The sequence below is a fragment of the Tunturibacter psychrotolerans genome (genome assembly GCF_040359615.1).
GTDB classification, from domain to species: domain Bacteria; phylum Acidobacteriota; class Terriglobia; order Terriglobales; family Acidobacteriaceae; genus Edaphobacter; species Edaphobacter psychrotolerans.
Window position 1 is genome coordinate 359,936 of the sequence record NZ_CP132942.1, and the last position, 19,512, is coordinate 379,447.

Below are 19,512 nucleotides of genomic sequence, written 5' to 3' on the forward strand. Positions count from 1 at the left end.
TTGACAACTTTGCGCAGTAGTCGATATAGTTCGGGTCGCGAGTAAAATAGGTTTTTGATGTGCCTGACGCTTCACCCACCTTTTTGGAAGGCTTTTCGTAGCAAATAATGCTTTCTCTCGCTTCCAGCTTTCCAGTACTCGGCGTCCAGATGACGCGACTCAATCCAGTCGACGTCCTCATCCTGCTGCTCTACTTCGCTCTGGTCATCTTCATTGGGTTTTATGTGAAGGGGTCCACGAACACGAGTGAAGAGTTCTTTCTTGCTGGGAGGGAGATGTCGGCGTGGGTGGCGGGACTGAGCTTCGTGTCAGCAAACTTGGGCTCGCTGGAACTGATGGGATGGGCAGGGGCAGCATATCAATACGGGATGCTCGCAACCCATTGGTACTGGATCGGCGCAATTCCAGCAATGCTATTTCTGGGCATCGTAATGATGCCCTTCTACTACATCTCGAAGACACACTCGGTACCGGGTTATCTACATCTTAGGTTTGGCGAGGGCGCAAGAGCGCTGAGCGCAGTGTCGTTTGCATTGATGACGATCCTGATGAGCGGGGTCAACATGTATGCCATGGCCGTCGTCATGCAGACAGTGCTTGGTTGGAATCTGACGTTCTCGATCTGGGTGGGTGCGGGAACGGTAGCGCTATATGTGATGCTCGGAGGTCTTCGCTCAGCAATCATCAACGAGGTACTGCAGTTTATTTTGATATGGGCGGGGGCAGCGACAATTCCGATCTTGGGGTTGATCGAGGCGCATGGCTGGACGAATCTTAAGACGCAGATTGCGACGAACATAGGTAACACCAACTACACGCATCTGTGGAACACGCTTGGAGGGTTCAAAGACAACCCAATGGGCGTGCATTGGACAGGCATCGTCTTTGGGCTGGGGTTTGTTATCAGTTTCGGCTATTGGACGACAGATTTTCTTGTGGTACAGCGGGTGTTGAGTGCGAACAGCCTGCGATCCGCAAAGATGGCACCGGTGATCGGGGCAGCGTTCAAAATGGCAATTCCTTTGATCGTGATTCTGCCCGGTCTGATTGCGCTTGGGCTGCACAACGCCGATGGCTCCATGGTGTTTCACCTGGTGCCCGGAAGTGTAGCGAAGGCGACCGGACAACACAGCTACGACGACGTGCTGCCGCTGATGTTGGTCCGCTACTGCGGGCCAGGGTTGTTGGGGCTCGGAATCACGGCGTTGATAGCGGGCTTTATGAGCGGCATGGCGGGCAATATCAGCGCCTTCTCGACTGTCTGGACCTATGACCTCTACAGCGCCTTCATCAACAAGAGAGCGTCGGACAGGCACTATGTAGCGATGGGACGATGGTCAACAGTTATCGGAATGCTTGTGTCGATTGCAACGGCTTACCTGGTGATGAACGCGGCTTCGATCATGGATTACGTTCAAGCGTTATTTAGCTTTTTTATCGCGCCACTCTTCGGCACCGTCATCCTGGGGATGCTGTGGAAGAGGGCGACAAGAGCTGGCGGATTCTGGGGGTTGTTAGCCGGAACCACAGCTTCGATAGGAATGTTTGTTTGGGTTCGTTTGAATGCTGACGGCCTGCGATACATCGCGATGAGTCCTGATGCGCGTCCGATGGCGGAGAACCTTTATCGCGCTCTGTGGAGTTGGCTGATCTGCGTTGTGGTTACAGTGACCGTGAGTCTGATGACGAACGCTGTGCCCACCGCCCAACTTGCTGGGCTGGTCTACGGTGTAACTCCGCTACCTAGCGACGGCGCCGAAAAACTTTGGCAGAAGCCTGCCTTCTGGGCAGTTGTCGTGATCGTTGTGTTTTTCATTCTGAATATAGTGTTTTTTTAGAAGCGAGCTGCAAGGAGACACGATGAAAGACAATCGTTCGCAAGAGCAAAATCGGCAGACACGCAGAGCAAGGCTCTCCATATGGTTTTTCTGCGGCATCTTGATGCTGGCTGACGGTCTGGTTCTATTAGGTCAAGGCATCTTCGAGCGCTTTGGACAAAAGGCCGCCACCGTTCTGGCGAATCTACAGCCGACGCTCTGGTGGGGCGTTCTATTGACCATCTTCGGGGTGTTCTATACGGTACGGTTTCGGCCAGCAACGCACTCGACGGATTGAGTTCTTGTGGCAGTACACAGCACAAAGGCACATTTTCATTTGGGGGATCTATGGGGCAATCAATTTTCGATAGCTTTCCGGTAGTGGAATTTGAGGGAACCGAGAGCACATCCGATCTAGCGTACCGCTGGTACGATGCGGATCGAACAGTGTTGGGAAAGCCGCTCCGCGAGCATCTGCGATTTGCAGTCGCCTATTGGCACAGTCTGACGATGAACGGTAGCGATCCATTTGGCGCGCCGACGATTCGTCGTCCCTGGATGGACCGCAGCGATGCGATGCAGGCCGCGCAAGACAAGGCAGACGCTGCCTTTGATCTTTTTCGTATTCTTGATCTCCCCTTCTACACATTCCATGATCGCGATATCACTCCTGACGGCGAAACCCTGCGTGAGTCAATTACCAATCTTCACAGCATGTCGGATTACCTGGCGAAGAAGATGGAGTCGTCAAAGACACGGCTGCTCTGGGGTACGGCGAACCTGTTCAGCCATCCGCGATTTATGTCAGGCGCCGCGACCAACCCGGACCCAGAAGTCTTTGCTTATTCTGCAACGACCATTAAACATTGCATGGATGTAACGAAGAAGCTCGGCGGCGAAAACTATGTACTGTGGGGCGGCCGTGAGGGCTACGAGACGCTGTTGAACACCAGCTTGAAGCGCGAGCTGGAGCAGATGGGCCGCATGCTCACGTTGGTGGTGGAGTACAAACACAAGATTGGATTCAGCGGCCAGATACTTCTTGAACCGAAGCCGAAGGAGCCGACCGTACATCAATACGACTTCGATACGGCGACGGTATTTGGGTTTCTAAAGAGGTTTGGCCTGGAGAGCGAAGTGAAAGTGAATCTCGAGGCTAATCATGCATTGCTGGCGGGGCATACCTTCGAGCATGAGATCGCCACGGCAGCTGACCTGAGGATTCTCGGTTCGCTCGATATTAACCGCGGCGACCCGTTGCTTGGTTGGGACACGGATCAGTTTCCGACAGATCTATACTCGATGACCCTAGCGATGTATCACGTGATCCAGGTTGGGGGGCTCGGGCAGGGCGGAATGAACTTCGACGCGAAAGTGCGACGACAGTCAACGGAGCCCGAGGATCTGCTTCATGCGCACATCGGCGGCGTGGATATGTGCGCTCGTGCGTTCCTGATTGCTGCGAATATTCATGAGGAAGGGCGCTTGGCCGACATTGTGGACGCACGCTATGCTGGTTGGAATCTGCCAGAGAACAAGGCGATGCTTGCGGGCAAGGAACCGCTGGAGGCAATCGCTGCCCGAAGCGAAGAACGCAACATCAATCCCCAGCCGCGATCAGGGCGGCAGGAACAATTGGAAAATCTGATCAACCGCTACCTGTAGCTGAGGCAAGGGCAGCATCGAACAGCGAATATCGATGTGACCCTCGAATGAAGGAGTTTCGATGATTTTGCGGCCTTGGGTTGCGCGATTTGCATTTGTTCTATCGACCTTGAGTGTCCATGCTCTTGCTCAGGTTGCGTTGCCCGCGGATTCTCGACGCCCTGCATTGGGGCTTGGAGCGGCGTGGTATCCCGAGCAGTGGCCGGAAAGCAGGTGGGACGCAGACCTCACCTTGATGGAACAAGCACACGTAAATTTTGTACGAGTGGGCGAGTTTTCCTGGAGCACCATCGAGCCACATGAGGGCGAGTTTCATTTGGAATGGCTTAAGCACGCCGTGCGTGCAGCGGAGAGGCATCACATCGCGGTTGTGATGGGCACGCCATCTGCCGCACCGCCAGCTTGGCTTACGCAGAAGTATCCTGAGACTCTGCGCACCATGGAAAACGGCAGGCAGGATGGGCACGGAAATCGCCAACAGTTCGACTGGAGCGACCCCAAGTATCGCGAACTGAGTCGGAGGATCGCGGAGAAGATGGCCGAGGCGTTCGGTCATGACGCGAATGTGATCGGCTGGCAGATTGACAACGAATACGCCAATGAGAGCTATGGAGAACCTACCCAAGCACAATTTCAAAACTGGCTTCATGCCAAGTATGGGACGCTTGAGAATCTAAATGCGCGGTGGACCACAGCTTATTGGAGTGAGACCTACCAGGAGTGGAACCAGATTCCGATCGCTGAACATGGGGGCAACCCTGGTCTGATGCTGAACTGGAAAGAATTCGTCTCCGACACTTGGCGGAGTTATCAGAAAAACCAGTTGGATGCGATTCGCGCGCATGCTGAGCCTCGACAAATGATCACTACAAACATGATGGGGTGGTTCGACGCATACGATCACTACACCGTAGCGCAGGATTTAGACTTTGCCTCATGGGACGATTATGTGGGGACGGGACATCTGGACCCGGTGCGCAATGGCGCGACACATGATTTAACTCGTGGATTTTTGCGCAAGAACTTCTGGGTGATGGAGACGCAGCCGGGCTTTGTAAACTGGCAGACGGACAACAATGCTCTCGATAAGGGCGAGGTTCGGGCGATGGCGTGGAATGCGATTGGCCATGGCTCGGAGGCAGTGGAGTATTGGCAGTGGCGGAGCGCGCTGAACGGACAGGAGCAGTACCACGGTACGCTGATTGGAGCCGATGGGACACCCGTCCCGCTATACGGTGAGGTGAAGCAGATTGGGGCAGAGTTCGAGAAATCTGCTTCAGTGCTGGCTGGAACGACCGTGAGGTCGGAGGTTGCGGTGCTGCAGGACTACTCTAGTCGATGGGCTATCAATTGGCAGAAGCACAATAAAGCATTTGATCCGGTGGATGCTCTCTTGAGTTACTACGCTCCGCTGCATAAACTTGCTGGCTCGGTTGATGTGGTCGCGGATACAGCGCCGCTGACCCAGTACAAGTTGGTCGTAGCTCCGGCGTTGAACGTATTAACACCGGAGGCCGCAAAGAATTTGGAGGCTTACGTTCGTACAGGTGGCAATCTTGTGCTGGGGCAGCGGAGTGCCATGAAGGATGAAGACAACAGTCTATTTCCAGAGCGGCAGCCGGGACCACTCGCCGCAACGCTGGGAGCGAGGGTTGAGCAGTTTTACGCACTGGATCAACCTGTGCCGGTAAGCGGCGCGTGGGGAGATGCACAGGATACGACGTGGGCCGAACAGCTTGGCGTAACGGATCAGGCTACGCAGGTTCTGATGCGTTACGGAACGAGCAACGGCTGGTTAGACGGACAGCCCGCGGCTGTGACACGCAAAGTTGGGCGGGGAACGATTACATACATTGGCACTCAGCTTGATGCGGCTGCAATGAGACGTGCTGCGGAGTGGATGCTCAAGAACAGCTACGTCGCAATGGTATTGCCTGAGATTCCTACAGACGTGGATGTGGCGGTACGGTCGAACGAAAAGACACGAGTTTTCATTCTGACGAACTATGGATCGGAGATGCGTGTCATCAGACTGCCACATGCAATGCGTGATGTGCTCAACGGTGGGGACACAACAAGCGTCTCGCTTCAGCGATTTGATGTCGTGGTACTGCAGGAGTCGGTCGGTAGTAACTAGGAGGATCGCTTTGTCTGCTTTCGCGAAGGCGAAACGATGTGGCGCGCTCACATTATTGCTGGGCTTCAGCTCGATGCTTGCAGCCCAGAGCTTCGTGCCTTCCAGCGACCTACTGGTGCGCTTCGGTGCGCCGGCACGCGTCTTCGAGGAGGCTATGCCAACGGGCAATGGACGACTAGGAGCGACGATGTATGGCGGTGTCTCTGAGGAGAGACTGGACCTGAATGAGAGTTCGATGTGGTCCGGCTCACCTCACGATTCGGATCGCACAGACGCTGCGAAAGAGCTTCCAGAGATCCGAAAGTTGTTGATTGCGGGCGACAATGTAGCCGCCGAAGGTCTGATAAATAAAAGCTTCACATCGGCGGATGCGGGAAGCAGCGACCCTCGCTATGGTTCGTACGAGGAGTTGGGTAAGCTGCTGCTCTCGTTTGACGGGATGAAGGATGCGAACGCCAGCAAATATCACAGATGGCTTGATCTCGATGGTGCCGTAGCGACGACGAGCTTTGTTGCAAATGGGGTGCGCTATAAACGCGAAGTATTCACAAGCGCCCCGGATCAGGTGATTGTGGTGCACCTGCGGGCGAGCCAATCCCATTCGCTTTCGTTGCGCGTTCGTCTGAGCAGAGTAGAGCGTTTCCAGACGACGACCGATGGTAAGGATGGCTTGGTAATGACGGGCACGCTGGATTCGGGAGCGCACGACGTGGCTGGTCTTCGGTATGCCACGCGTATGCGAGCGTTCACTCGCGGTGGCACCATAAAACCAGTCGATGGCGATTCTCTTTTGATCTCCCGCGCTGACGAGGTTACGCTACTGGTGACCGCGGCAACCAACTATGGAGGTTTCGCAGGCCGTCATAGCCATGACGCCGCATTCGCCGCTTTGCAGGATATGCGCGGCGCTGCTAAGCGGCCTTATCCGCTGTTGCTGGCGCGTCACCAAGCGGATTATCGCGGCTACTTCCGCCGAGTGTCGCTTGCGATGGGGGACGGCGAAGCAACGCTGGAGCAAAGTACTGCCGCAGACCGCTTAGCCGCGGCTCATCGAGGAACGAACGATCCTGGTTTGGCGGCACTCTACTTTCAATTCGGGCGATACCTGTTGATTTCGTCGTCTCGTCCGGGTGGCCTGCCGGCGAATCTTCAAGGACTTTGGGTAGAGGGGATTCATCCTGGATGGAAGGGCGACTGGCATCTGAACGTCAATGTGCAGATGAATTACTGGCCCGCGGAGCCGACGGGACTAGGCGAGCTTACCGATCCGCTGTTCGCTCTTATGGAAGGATTGCAGGTGCCCGGCGCACATACAGCACGTAGCTACTATGACGCCGATGGATGGGTCGCGCATGTGATGACGAATGCGTGGGGCTTCACGTCACCCGGAGAAGAGGCTTCATGGGGTTCGACTATTATCGGTTCGGCGTGGCTATGCCAGCACATATGGGAGCACTATCTCTACACAGGCAACGTGGAGTTTCTACGACGCATGTATCCCATGATGAAGGGTGCTTCGGAGTTTTATCTTTCGATGCTGGTCCGCGAACCGAAGCATGGATGGCTTGTCACTGCACCCTCCAATTCGCCGGAGAACACTTTTTACATGCCCGATGGACGGAAGGCCAGCGTTTGCATGGGACCTGCGATCGACGAGGAGAATCTGCGTTACCTCTTCGGCGCGACGGCAGAAGCGGAGGCTAAGCTTGGGCTGGACGAGGATCTACGAGCGAAGCTAATCCGGACGCAGACGCAGCTTGCTCCGATTCAGGTGGGCGCCGACGGCCGCGTGATGGAGTGGCTTGAACCATATCGCGAGGTCGATCCCCATCACCGTCATGTTTCGCATCTTTGGGCCGTGTATCCCGGAGGAGAGATCGACCCTGAAACAACTCCGAAGCTAGCTGAGGCGGCGCGACAATCGCTGGAGATGAGAGGCGATGGTGCAACGGGTTGGTCACTTGCTTACAAGATGTTGCTGTGGGCACGGCTAGGAGACGGCGATCATGCGTATGCCTTGCTTCGAAACCTCTGGAATCCCGTGGATCCGATTAAACAGAGTTCGGCGGGCAGCTTTCCGAATTTGTGGGATTCGCATCCGCCGTTCCAAATCGATGGCAACTTCGGCGCTACCGCGGCGATCGCAGAGATGCTGCTGGATAGCCGTCCGAATGAAGTTCGCGTACTACCGGCGTTGCCCTCCGCATTGCCCGAGGGCCGAGTTGACGGTCTCAAGGCGATGGGAGGAGTGACAGTTGGAGTGACTTGGAAAGCTGGGCGAATGACTGAGTTGAGATTACAGTCAGAGCGCGACGCGGTTGTCAGAGTTCGCTATGGATCGGTGGTTCGGGAGCTGAAGATGAAAGCTGGCGCGAGGAAAGTACTCGACGAATCGCTGCGGACGCTTGGCTAGAACACGTTCGAGTAACTCGTCTAGAAGGTGCGACTACTATCGGTTTTGTACCTCCACCACCGAGTCATCGGGGATGCTCCATGCGTCCGGACCGCTATGGGTCAGCTTCCCTGTTGCGTTGGACCAGTGAAGATGAGTGATTTGGAACTGACCCTTCTCATAGTTGTAGGTATTGCCATCGTCGCGATAGAGATCGAAGTCTCCATCGGCACCAGGGTATATGCGAACACGATCTATCTTTTGATCTTCATTGGTACTTTCAATAGCGCTTCCAAGCGGAAGAATCGAACCCGCGCGAACGAAGAGAGGAATCGTGTCGATGGGAGCATCGACAGTGATAGTCTGCCCACCATGCACCTTAGCGTTCGTCCAGTAGTTATACCAGTCGGTTCCAGCGGGCAGATAAACCGCGCGTGAAGTACTTCCCTGTTCTGTTACAGGAGCGACCAGCAGAGCTGGTCCGAACATATATTCGTCACCAATGTTGGCAACCTTAGGGTCGCTTCCAAAGTCCATGAACAGGCCTCGCATGAAGGGAGCACCGGTCTGGTTGGTCATGTGGCCAAGGCTATAGATGTACGGCATAAGCTGATAGCGAAGGCGCAGATACTTCACAAGGATTGGTTCGGCCTGCTTACCGTAAGACCACACCTCATTCTGAGGACGGCTTCCGTGACTACGGAAGTTGGGCTGAAAGGCTCCGTACTCGAACCAGCGGACATAAAGCTCAGGATAGTCATCGTAGTGGCCAATGTTTTCGCGGGCGTCAGAGGGGTCGATGAGCGGAGTGTGCAGCGGCGTGTGGTGCGAGGGAAGATACTGCCAGCCACCGATATCAGTGCTCCAGTAGGGCGTACCCGAGGCGACGAAGTTAATGCCGGTTGAGACCTGACGTCTCAGCGTGTCCCAATTTCCGCTGATGTCGGAGGACCAGAAGATGGCGCCGTTGTGCTGCGCGCCAAGATAGGCGTCGCGAGCGAGGATGAGTGCGCGAGTTGGAAGATCTTCGCGAAAGCCGTTGTAGAAGGCCGCAGTGTGGAAGAGAGGGTACGTGTTGAAGAACTGCGTGCCAGGGCCGATGTGAAAGTAGCTTCCGTTTGGCGGGAGATCAGGCTCAGTCTCGTCGGCCCAGAAGGCGTCGAAACCTTTGCTGACGTAGTTCTCTTTGACGACGCCCCAGTACCACTTTGCAGCGTCCGGGTTAGTCGTGTCGATGTCTGAGCCGGCGCGATCGTATGGCAGTCCGTTGGTAGGTGTGCCGTCGGCGAGATGCTCGAACCATCCATTCTTTAGGAGGGTGCTATAGAAGCGGCTCTCGGGGACGAAGCGAGGCCAGATGCTGATCATGGTATGGAAGTTCATGGAGTGCAGTTCCTTGTTCATCGCCATAGGGTCTGGCCACTTGGCGGGATCCATGTCCATCTGCCCCATGATGGTGTAGTGAAACCAGTCGATGACGAGGTCGTCGATCGGGTAATGGCGTTCGCGATATCCGTGCGCGACACCGAGAAGTTCGGCCTGACTGGTATAGCGCTGCTTACTCTGAATGTAGCCGTATGCAGATTTCGGGAGCATGGGGGTTGAGCCCGTGAGCAGACGGTAGCCGGCGTAAATCTCATCGTAGGTTGTACCAGCGATCACGAAGAAAGAGACTCGTTGGCCGACATCCGATGTCCAACGTACTTGATCGTTGAATCCGAAGGCGACGGTGGTCGCAGATGGATTGTCCCAGAGAATGCCGTAACCTTTGTTTGTAACTACAAATGGCACACATACACTTTGACCAGAGGGTGCGTTGTAGTCATGGGCACAACGGAGCACATGGTTGCGATGGTCGAGGTAGCCTTCCTGATTCTGACCCAAGCCGTAATAATGCTCATCCGGCGGAGAAGCAAAGCTGGCGCCGACCTGGAAGAAGGGTGCGTCAGTGGGACGGCGGTCGTAAAGGATATCGGCATTGCCGTCCTTATGATTGGGAACCGACATCTGCCAGCCCTGCATGCGAACAAGGTCTGCATTATCGCGGGTCCTGATGGAGAGGCCAACGCCTGGGGTGGAGCCGTTGAAGAACTTCGCTATATCGGCGCGGGTTCCGGTGGGAATCCACTTCGGTCCCTGGGGTGAGACCGTGACGACAAGACGGTTGGAACGCAAGGTGTCACCTGACGTCTCGCTCCCGGCTGTCCATCCCGTAGGAGCTGGCGTCGCTACGATGCCATACCCCGGGGCGGCGAGTGCATCCTCGCGCCGCAGGCTAATGGAGACGCGCACGATATTTGGCGCGTAGGGCTCGACGAGCACCGTGGCGTTATCGCGAGAGAGCGACAGCTGCTGAGCGCGAGCCACCGGAGTCGCCAGGAGCGCGCCGAGACAAGTAAGCGGAATCAAGTGAATAGCAGTGCGGAGGTGTCCGAACATAATTTTCTCTTCTTCGTTCAAGTATCTAATGGAGGGCGGGTAATTAACGAGCGACATTCAAGGTTTTGCTTAGCTTGATATCGTCCGAGCTGGCCCCGATTCGAAGTTCGATGGGGCCAGGTTCAACAACAAAGGCGTGTTGCGTTTCGTTCCAGTAACCGAGCGACTGTGCGGGTAGGTGAAGAGTGACGACTTTGGATTCACCAGCGCGAAGGTGCGTGCGTTCGAAGCTCTTAAGCTCTTCGATGGGACGCGAGACGGCGGAGTGAGGATAGGCAACGTAGAGTTGAACGACTTCGTCACCATCTCGCACACCCGTGTTGCGGATGTCGACGGAGACCGTCAGATCGCCGTTCGGCGCGAGGCTGGATGTGCTGATGTGCAGATTCGAATAGCCGAAAGTCGTATAGCTGAGACCGAAGCCAAAAGCATACAGAGGTTTCTGCTTCAGATAAAGGTAAGTACGACCGTGGCGAAGATCGTAGTCCATCATGGGAGGAAGCTGATCGATGGAGCTAACCCATGTCTGAGTTAGGCGGCCCGCCGGGTTGTAGTTCCCGAAGAGCACGTCGGCGAGGGCGTTTCCTTGCTCTTCGCTGTTGTGAGTGATCTGGAGGATGGCTGGTATATGATCCTGGGTCCAGTTAGTCGTATAAGGAAAGCTCGTTTGCAGTACAACAACGGTCTTTGGATTGGCAGCGTAGACAGCCTTGACGAGCTCTTCCTGCTCCAACGTAAGACTCTTGCGATCAATCGCTTCTTTGCCCTCGCTCGGCAGTGCGCATTTGAACCATCCGGCGTCGCAAGTAGGGTGGTTGCCAACAATCACGATGGCGACATCAGCTTTGGCTGCGAGAGCGGCGGCTTCGTTTGCATCATCGCCTTTCGAGAAGCTGACAGAGGAAGATCCAGCACGTGTTCGGATTCCTGCGAGCGGCGTCACGATATAGGGGGGAGTACCGCTATACCAGTCAAGCGCTACCCGATCAGCGAGTGGGCCGATGACTGCGATGTTCTTTACGTTGTCGGCACGAAGGGGAAGCATATCGTTTTGGTTTTTCAAAAGCACAATGGACTCATCGGTGACCTGACGCACGAGAGCCTTTCGCTCGGGCCAGTTCCATGGATCGCCCTTTGCCTGATCGACTGTGCCGATTTTGGCGTAGGGAATCTGCTCGAGTGGGTCCAGCATACCCAGCCGGAGCATGACGCGGAAGACACCGCGTATGTTGGCGTCTATCTCCTCTTCGGTGATGAGGTTTTGTTTGAGAGCGTCCATGACGGGCTGGCGGTAGTCATCAAGAAACTGATTGATACCCGCGTGAATCGCAGCGGCGGCAGCCTCAGACATAGTTTTGAAGGCGTGGTGATGGGTGACAAGATTCGTGAGGGCACCACCGTCGGTGCAAATAATGCCGTCGAATCCCCATTCCTTGATGACCGTAGCGCGAAGCACAGGACTCTCAATCATCGGAACTCCGTTCCAGCCGTTGTACGCAGTCATCATGGCGTTGGCGCCCCCTTGCTGGATGGCCATGCGAAACGGTACGGAGTAGTACTCGCGGAAGAGGCGATCGTCGAAGTTCGATGAGGACCCATCGCGACCGTCTTCGTTGCTGTTGGCGAGAAAGTGTTTGAGGAGCGAGGAAGTAAGCCAGACGTGGGGATCATCGCCCTGCAGTCCACGGGTAAAAGCAGTGGCCATTGTTCCGACCAGGAACGGGTCTTCTCCATAAGACTCTTCACTTCGTCCCCAGCGCGGATCGCGGCTGAGATCGGCGTTTGGCGCGCGGACGACCATACCGCCGCGATGGTATTTACCATACGCATAACGAGTCTCATAGGCTTCAGCAGCAGCAGCCTTCTGAATGAGCTCGGGATCCCAGGTCTGGCCGAGTCCCCGCGACTGTGGGAACTGAGTCGTAGGAATGACGGGGAGGTTTTTCCCCTCCCATCCTCCAGGGCCTCCGAGGGCGAGCCCATGAAGCCCTTCAACGTGCTGTGTTCCAACGACACCGAGCCTGGGTATAGTTGGGTTTGTGCTGAGCGCCTGCACTTTTTCCTCGAGCGTCATATGGCCGATCAGGTCGGTGATACGTTCTTCGGCAGGGAGATGTGTGTCCTGAAAGCGGTACCTCTGCTGCGCCTGGAGGAGTTGCGGGATGGAGACGATAGCGAGTAAGGACGCGATGGAGACGGATCGGTTGAACCTGGGCATGAAGGCGACATTTCCTATCGTTGGGTGTGAACAGAGAGCGAATACATTCGCTGAATGTGGAATGCTGCTTATTTGGCGATTGTGGGCGCCGTCGTCTGGTTGACCGCCTGTTGTATGGCCTTCTCGGCAAGCGGTGCCATGATGGCGTAGCCGACTGCGTTTGGATGGACACCATCGGGGGAGACGGCAGCGTCGAGGCCTCCCTGATCATTGGTCATCGCGGAGTAGTAGTCGAGGTAAACAAATCCGTTCGACTGTGCGTAGTGTTTGATCCATTCATTGAGCTGACGAATCTCGGCGGCGGGATGGAGACCGCGACGCCATGGATAGTCGCTTACCGGAAGAACAGATGCCAGGATGACGCGAATGCCATGAGCTTTCGCGGATTCGCTCATTGATTGCAGGTTATCTTCGATCATCTGAAGCGACGAGAGACCAGTATTTCCCGCGAGGTCGTTGGTTCCGGCCAGGATCACGACCGCTGTTGGCGAAAGGTCGATGACATCCTGGCGGAAGCGTACAAGCATCTGACCTGTGGTCTGGCCGGAGATGCCGCGATTGATGTAGGGCTTGCCGGGAAAAAATGGAGCGGGGACGTTGCGGCCCCACGAGTCAGTGATCGAGTCGCCCATGAAGATAATGCGAGATTCACCTGTTTCAGGCGGAGCTAGCTTTACGTTCTCATCGCGATAGCGACCGAGCTGTGGCCAGTCGGCGCCGAGTTTTTGGAGTATAGATATCTGCTCAGTGCTCAATGCGGCGGGGGGAAGCGTGTAAACGGGATCGATGGCCTGGGGCGATCTGGGAACGGTTGGACTCTGAGCAATACCAGCAGAAACGATGAACGAAAGAGAGCCGAAAAGCAGGAGACTAGTTGCAACCTTCATTGAGTTCTCCGAAAGGTTTCGATCGGGGGTTGTAGAGAAAACATGAGACGAGCCCGGCCGGCAGGGCAGATAGCGACAGAGCTCGTCCAGTCCAGCAAGCAAGAACATCTGCGCTAGAAGTGGTACTTGATTGCAAGCAACAGAGTGCGTTGAGTGTACTTCGCGTCGGTAATGCCACGGTCGACATTAGAGACCTGGGATGCGAAGGAACTGTTATTTGGAGTCTGAAGCTTCAGCGTCACCAGATCCGAGGTACTGTAGCCGGGCAAAGGGTGGTTGAGGAAGTTGAAAGCCGATCCACGAATCTCTAACGCCTGGCTCTCCGTGATGTGGAAACTCTTGTAAATGCCGAGATCGGAGTCGAAGAAGGATGGGCCGCTAAGATACGGGGCCTGACGGTCTCCCACCTGCCCGATCTGTGGCGCGGTGAAGCAATCGAGGTTGACGTGCTGATTGTTTTTTAGGCCCGCAGTCGGATTGCAGATGGTGATCGGCAGCACACTGTTGAATGGCGTCCCGTAGAAAGTGGACGACCCCACGGTGTGGCCAAGCGTGGTGTTCTCGATCGTCAAACCGAGGTTCTGGCTCGTATTTGCCTGCAGGTTGCCACCTGACTGCCAGGTGGTGGTACCGGAGAGCGTCCAACCGTTAACAAATCCTCCGGCGAGGAGGTGACCGTGAACTGGTGAGCCAAGATCGAAGGCGTAAGAAGTGTTGACGACATGCGGGCGATCGATGTTCAAGACACCGTAGTTGTTGGCTACATTGAATGCATCGAGAGTACTCCCAACAATGCCAAGCGACTTCGAGTAGGTGTAGTTGATATTGAATGTTGCACGACCCGCCTGTCGTAGCAAACTAACCTGTGCACCGTTATAGTTCGCATAACCCGAGTGGGTGTTGACCGAAATTGCGTTTGTTCCGTAACCCTTGTAGTAAGGAAAGTAATCCGCGATGTTAGGAACATTCTCTGGATCGACCGGTGCAGGAGCGCCAGTAATAGGATCTGGTCTGAAAAGACCGCCAAGCGGAATTTTGTTCTGGTTGACGAAGTTTGCGCCGCCTACCCCTGAGCCGTTGCTCTGCCCACCCATGAGGATGTTCTGAGTCTGGTTCCCAACATAAGCTATCTCGAGCAGCATGTTGCGCGGGATACGCTGTGAGATCGTCAGGTTGTAAGCATAGGTCACGCCAACCTTATCGTCAGACTGATCTGTTGCATACACACTCGAAGGCAGAGAGCCGAGAGATGCTGAATTCGCACCGAGCGCTGCAACCTCTTTGAGCGTGATTGCCTGGTTGTTGCTGGAGTTGTACGTCTTGACCCCGAGCGATGTCTGAAGCGGACCAGCATAGTCGTTGTACTGATCGTTCCAACGATAGGCCGCCCAGCCCCCGCGTACAACGGTCTCACCATTGCCCCTAACATCGTAGGCAAGTCCAAGACGAGGCTCGAGGAAGATCGTCTGTACGGGAGATCCTCCGTTAGGCACGGATCCATCGATTGCATGCCAGTACACTCCGGGGTAAACCTTACCTGCGCTGACGTCGGCCGCATAGCGACTAGGCTCCCACACTGCAAGTCCGTTGCCCGTGTTGTCCTGCCATCGACCAAGGTGTTCGAGACGAAGTCCGAGATTGAGGGTCAAGTGACGGGTAGTCTTCCAGTTATCGAGGAAGTAACCGGCGGCCGTCGTGTAGGCCATGTCGTCAGTGGGACTACTGTTGTTCTGTGTGAAACCACTGGTGATGCCCATTAGAAAGTTTGCCAGCGGGTTGACCGTGCCAATGGTCAAGCCAGTCACCTGATCAGTCTTTGCTCCGCTTGCAAACGAGAGTGCCCCATTGGGAGATCCATATGTACCCTGCTTGTTGCCCGACCGGCTCCAATAACCGCCCATCTTGAACGTATGAGTCCTATACACGAACGTGACATCGTCGGCTACCGACGGAGCCTTCTTGTTGGTGGGGAACACTCCGCCATTTCCGAACAGGTCCGGCTGCGAGATATCAGGCAGCGTACGGGCTCCCGGCGAGTTAATTGACGGCACAAGCTGAGAAGCGTTGTTGTAAACGGTGCCGTACGGATAGCCGAGGGTAGAGATCTCCATCGCCTTCACGTTAGAGGTTGAGAACGGATTGTCGAGCCAGCCCACTGCGACGCGTAGTTCGTTGGTCGCTGCGGAATTAAAGACATGAATGTAGCTGCCGCTCAACACGTGAGAATGGACGGCGCTTACGAGGGGGCCGCCAGGATAAGCGACGGCATTGGCGGGGGTGTAATAGATATGCGCGAGGCTGGTCTCGGAGTCGCTTCCGTATTGATAGCTCACGAATAACTTGTTTTTGTCGCTAAGGTTATAGTCCACGCGGCCGCGGTAGATATATCCATTGTGGACATTGGTCGTCTGCAAAAAGTAGTTGTAGCCGCTGCCGTTGCTCGAAGGATCCGTATTGGGCTGGGGGAAGAGCTTCAGTAACGCCAGAGCACCTGGATCGAGATACTGCGTAGGAATCTGTGTGCCGCTCAGCTTAGTTCCATCCGGAGCAAAGCCGCCGTTCAGCGACTGGCAGAAGTCGTTTCCTGTGCTCGTAGCGCAGAGCGCTGCATTGTCCGGATCGCTGAGGCTGAAGTTGCCCGCGCGCATCGCTGCCGTCGGCACATAAGAGGTTAGAGGGGAGGCCGATGGAAGAGTCTGACGAAAATCTTCGAACCCAGCCCAGAAAAGCAGTTTGCGGCCGTGATTAAAGTCAGTGTGCGGAATAAGGATCGGCCCCCCCACGCTACCACCCGGATAATAGTAAGAAGCGTCCGGCCGTGCCGTTGGGGTTGTGCTGTGCTTGTCTTGCCAGGTGTTAGCATTCAGCACACTGTTGCGCGCATAGAAATATCCTTGACCATGGAACTCCGACGAGCCGGAGCGGCTGATCACATTAATGACAACGGGGCCCTGGGCCGCATCAGCTCCAAAGTTGGAGGTCTGTACCTTTACTTCTTGTGTCATATCAGGATTCACAGTCGCTATGGACCAGCACGCACAACCGGGATCGATGATGCTTGCGCCATCCAGAAGATAGGCCGTGCCTCCACGATAGGGCGCGCCGTTGGTGTTGAGACCTACTCCGACCGCAGAACCGGAAGATCCGTTATCACTGAAATCGAAACCGGGCCCGTTGCCCGTGCCGCTCGCGGTGGTCGTGGTTCCCGGAAGAATTTTTAGCAGCTCAGAGAGGTTGCGACTTTCGATAGGAAGTCGCTCAATGTCTTTCGCGCTCAACAGTGCCGAGCGCTCGCCGGAGTCCTGCGGCGCAATCTCGTTGACAGCGCTTTCTACAGTAACAGTGTCGGTTGTGCCGCCAACGATGAGGCTAAGGTTGTTGAGATTTCGTACGTCGCCTGGGTCGACGCTCACATTATCCTGGCGGAACCCACGGAAACCTGGCGCCGCAATCTCCACCGTGTAGGTTCCGGGGATGACGCCGGCAAAGGTGAAGTAGCCGGATGAGTTGGACGTGACGTCGCGTTTGTCCCTGCTTGCAGTGTTGGTGAGGGTGACCGTTGCTCCCGGGATCACCGCACCGGTTGTATCAACGACATTGCCCGAGAGACTGGCAGTCGTCTGCGCCTGCAGATGGGGTGAGGTCCCGAGCAAGCCGACGGCCAGCAAGACCAGTAAGGCGAGGCTCCACTTGAGTTGGAGGTTAGACGTTGTGTAAAGCATGGTGCGGCCTCTTTCACTTCAATTTTTTTGTGACCCGAACTAATTGCTGATGCATAGTTCTCTGTCAAGGAATAGATTTAGTCCTGTACAAAATCGGAATGAGCATAGTACACGCAAACAGAAACAGTCAACTGGGAAGTTTAAACAGCCAAAAACTCTCTTTCTTCTGTAATTTTCGACAGGGATTAACCGGCATAGAGGGGTCATGAGCTGAGCCAATGCGGCCTCAGGTGGTCTGCGCAAAACAGACATTGTTTACGCCAATGAACTTTAGGGAACCCAGCCGTGAGTACAATAATTTAAATAGGGGACGAGGAATAAATAAAAGAGTGCACAGCATAGCCGCGCTGCATGCAGACGTGACGCAAAAAAAAATTAAGTGGGAATCTTCAATTCGGGCCAGAAGCGGAAGTTGCGGAAAGTGGCGCCGCCAGTCCCCCAGGCTGAGAGGGCAGGTCGAACGTCCAGAAAACCGCCCAGAATGTTGTGGTGCATTCCGGAGATCTCGGCAGATTCCTGCGTACGCTGCCACGGTTGATCGAGCAAGCAAAAGTAAAAGTCGATCTCCTGGCGGTCATTGACGATGCGAACGGTTGCGCGGGTGGGATTGGCTAGTGCGTGGTTGAAGACTAGGCCGTTGCCTAATCGAATCTTCAAGCCTTGAGGGCCCAGTGTGACGCCGGTTGCGTGCTCGGGGTTGTAGAAGAGGAGGAGGCCGGCTTCGCAGCCGGGATCGACCGCAACATCGATTTCGATCGTGTAAGAGTGGCCTCCCATGGGTACGGCAAGGACGGATGTGTCGGTTAGACCCTTGCCCTGAGCATTAAGGCGGAGGTAGCCCTTTCCAGTATCAAAACGCGTCGAATCGTATTGATGCCAGAAGGCCCATTGAAGGCCAAGGTCTCTAGTGACGAACTCGTCCGATGGGTCAAAGAATGGTTGCTGGCTTCGGCCGGGTACGGGCATGGAAATGGCTGAATCAGCGCCGGCTTCCGGTTGCTCGCGGAACCAACCGTCTGCTGTCCAGCGATGGGAAGGAGCAGGAGCTGGCGGCCGAGGGTGCGATAGCCGTTCTCATAAGAATGCACAGTCATGTACCACTTGCCGTCGGGAGTATCGACGAGGCGGCCGTGGCCAAGGCTTAGCCAGCGGTCATCTCGCGATTGCGTATGGACGATGGGGTTATAGGGAGAGAACTCCCAAGGACCTTCGGCGTGGCGGCTCCGAGCACTGATGACGGAGTGGCTGGTGGCAGGTCCCCCGGTACCCCCTTCGGCAACGTTCAAGTAGAAATACCCATTGTGCTCGAGTAGCTTAGGGCCCTCAAGGCAGGTGCATTCGATCCGCGTGGATGAAGGTATAGGCCAGGGTTCGAAGGCTGCGCGAGGTGGGGACCTTACAGCGAGACCGTCAGGCGTGAGCTCGAGCATCTGGCCACCGTTCATATAAAGAAACCGGCGGCCATTGTCGGCGATGTGCGCGGGGTCGATGGCAGAGACGCCGAGGTCGATGGGCTCGCTCCATGGGCCGGCGGGATGTGAGGTGTGAACGACGAAGAGGCGGTTGTTGGCGGGGAAGTAAATATAGAAGTGGTCCTGATACTCGCAGAGGTACGGCGCCCAAACGCTGCCGTAGTATCGACGCAATGCGGCGGCAACGGGCTTCCAGTTAACGAGGTCGAGCGAGTGCCAGATGAGCAGACCCGGGGCATAGTCAAAGCTGGAGTGAGTGAGGTAGAACTCGTTGCCAACCCGGATCGGACTAGCGTCGGGATGGTCTCCGCCCATAATGGGATTGGTGTAAACGCTGCGCAGGATCTCTGCGGATAGGGCTCGCAGACCTGGCGCGAGACTGAATGCGATCGACGCTGCTGATGCGTCGCAGAAGAAACGATGACGCGTGATCATGCGTGAGCCTGAAGTAAAACTGCCATGAATTTGCTCCTGAACCTTTTGGTCGCTGATTGCTGATAAAAAAATAAAAGCTAACACTTGTCATGTTCCAGACGAAAACTCGGATCCTCGTAGCCTTGGCTAAAGCAGCATTGTCCGTGCCTTCGAGTGTTTAATATTTCGTTTAGCAATTGGCAAAAAAACGGCCGCATTCGCGGCTTCAAGAATGCTAAGGCTTTTCCGGACACTCTAGTCGACGTCTGGTCTCTTATATATTAGGTTCCATGCATTGTGTCGGTCGCTTGCTCGCTCTGCTATTTGTTTTGATCGGTGTGGCTTCGAC

The 19,512-nt window shown here is 55.5% G+C and carries 10 protein-coding genes and 1 pseudogene; 5 read left to right on the forward strand and 6 right to left on the reverse strand.

Going from position 1 to position 19,512, the window contains the following annotated elements:
- Positions 1-107 precede the first annotated feature (107 nt).
- The 5 genes from RBB77_RS01360 (at position 108) to RBB77_RS01380 (ending at position 8,032) form a co-directional block, all read left to right on the forward strand.
- Positions 108-1,838: a sodium:solute symporter family protein gene (locus RBB77_RS01360; RefSeq protein WP_353064390.1), complete on the forward strand. Its 1,731-nt coding sequence runs from the start codon at positions 108-110 to the stop codon at positions 1,836-1,838.
- A gap of 22 nt (positions 1,839-1,860) precedes the next feature.
- On the forward strand, positions 1,861-2,115 hold the full coding sequence (locus tag RBB77_RS01365; protein ID WP_353064391.1) for a hypothetical protein: 255 nt from the start codon (positions 1,861-1,863) through the stop codon (positions 2,113-2,115).
- A gap of 50 nt (positions 2,116-2,165) precedes the next feature.
- A complete protein-coding gene (gene xylA, locus RBB77_RS01370) occupies positions 2,166-3,482 on the forward strand; it encodes a xylose isomerase (RefSeq protein ID WP_353064392.1) in 1,317 nt (438 codons plus the stop codon).
- 61 nt (positions 3,483-3,543) lie between these two features.
- Positions 3,544-5,619, forward strand: a complete 2,076-nt coding sequence (locus RBB77_RS01375) for a beta-galactosidase (RefSeq protein ID WP_353064393.1) — start codon at positions 3,544-3,546, stop codon at positions 5,617-5,619.
- A gap of 10 nt (positions 5,620-5,629) precedes the next feature.
- Positions 5,630-8,032, forward strand: a complete 2,403-nt coding sequence (locus RBB77_RS01380) for a glycoside hydrolase family 95 protein (protein ID WP_353064394.1) — start codon at positions 5,630-5,632, stop codon at positions 8,030-8,032.
- A 36-nt stretch (positions 8,033-8,068) separates the two neighbouring features.
- On the opposite strand, the gene RBB77_RS01385 is transcribed toward RBB77_RS01380, so the two are convergent.
- The 6 genes and pseudogenes from RBB77_RS01385 to RBB77_RS01410 all read right to left on the reverse strand — a co-directional run.
- Complete coding sequence (locus tag RBB77_RS01385; protein ID WP_353064395.1) at positions 8,069-10,450, reverse strand: glycoside hydrolase family 31 protein; 2,382 nt, start codon at positions 10,448-10,450, stop codon at positions 8,069-8,071.
- A 43-nt stretch (positions 10,451-10,493) separates the two neighbouring features.
- Positions 10,494-12,668: a glycoside hydrolase family 3 C-terminal domain-containing protein gene (locus RBB77_RS01390; RefSeq protein WP_353064396.1), complete on the reverse strand. Its 2,175-nt coding sequence runs from the start codon at positions 12,666-12,668 to the stop codon at positions 10,494-10,496.
- Positions 12,669-12,736: 68 nt separating this feature from the next.
- A complete protein-coding gene (locus tag RBB77_RS01395) occupies positions 12,737-13,555 on the reverse strand; it encodes an SGNH/GDSL hydrolase family protein (RefSeq protein WP_353064397.1) in 819 nt (272 codons plus the stop codon).
- A 113-nt stretch (positions 13,556-13,668) separates the two neighbouring features.
- Positions 13,669-17,277, reverse strand: a complete 3,609-nt coding sequence (locus tag RBB77_RS01400) for a carboxypeptidase-like regulatory domain-containing protein (protein ID WP_353064398.1) — start codon at positions 17,275-17,277, stop codon at positions 13,669-13,671.
- A 375-nt stretch (positions 17,278-17,652) separates the two neighbouring features.
- Entirely contained in the window at positions 17,653-18,243 is a 591-nt protein-coding gene (locus RBB77_RS01405; RefSeq protein ID WP_353064399.1) for a hypothetical protein, read from the reverse strand.
- 74 nt (positions 18,244-18,317) lie between these two features.
- Positions 18,318-19,184, reverse strand: a pseudogene (locus tag RBB77_RS01410) (family 43 glycosylhydrolase); the annotation flags it as partial.
- Between the last annotated feature and the right edge of the window lie 328 nt (positions 19,185-19,512).

Bases quoted from the DNA above. Each gene is read 5' to 3' on its own strand.
- RBB77_RS01360 (WP_353064390.1), top strand. From the start codon at position 108: ATGCTTTCTCTCGCTTCCAGCTTTCCAGTACTCGGCGTCCAGATGACG.
- RBB77_RS01365 (WP_353064391.1), top strand. From the start codon at position 1,861: ATGAAAGACAATCGTTCGCAAGAGCAAAATCGGCAGACACGCAGAGCA.
- xylA (WP_353064392.1), top strand. From the start codon at position 2,166: ATGGGGCAATCAATTTTCGATAGCTTTCCGGTAGTGGAATTTGAGGGA.
- RBB77_RS01375 (WP_353064393.1), top strand. From the start codon at position 3,544: ATGATTTTGCGGCCTTGGGTTGCGCGATTTGCATTTGTTCTATCGACC.
- RBB77_RS01385 (WP_353064395.1), bottom strand. From the start codon at position 10,450: ATGTTCGGACACCTCCGCACTGCTATTCACTTGATTCCGCTTACTTGT.
- RBB77_RS01390 (WP_353064396.1), bottom strand. From the start codon at position 12,668: ATGCCCAGGTTCAACCGATCCGTCTCCATCGCGTCCTTACTCGCTATC.
- RBB77_RS01395 (WP_353064397.1), bottom strand. From the start codon at position 13,555: ATGAAGGTTGCAACTAGTCTCCTGCTTTTCGGCTCTCTTTCGTTCATC.
- RBB77_RS01400 (WP_353064398.1), bottom strand. From the start codon at position 17,277: ATGCTTTACACAACGTCTAACCTCCAACTCAAGTGGAGCCTCGCCTTA.
- RBB77_RS01405 (WP_353064399.1), bottom strand. From the start codon at position 18,243: ATGCCCGTACCCGGCCGAAGCCAGCAACCATTCTTTGACCCATCGGAC.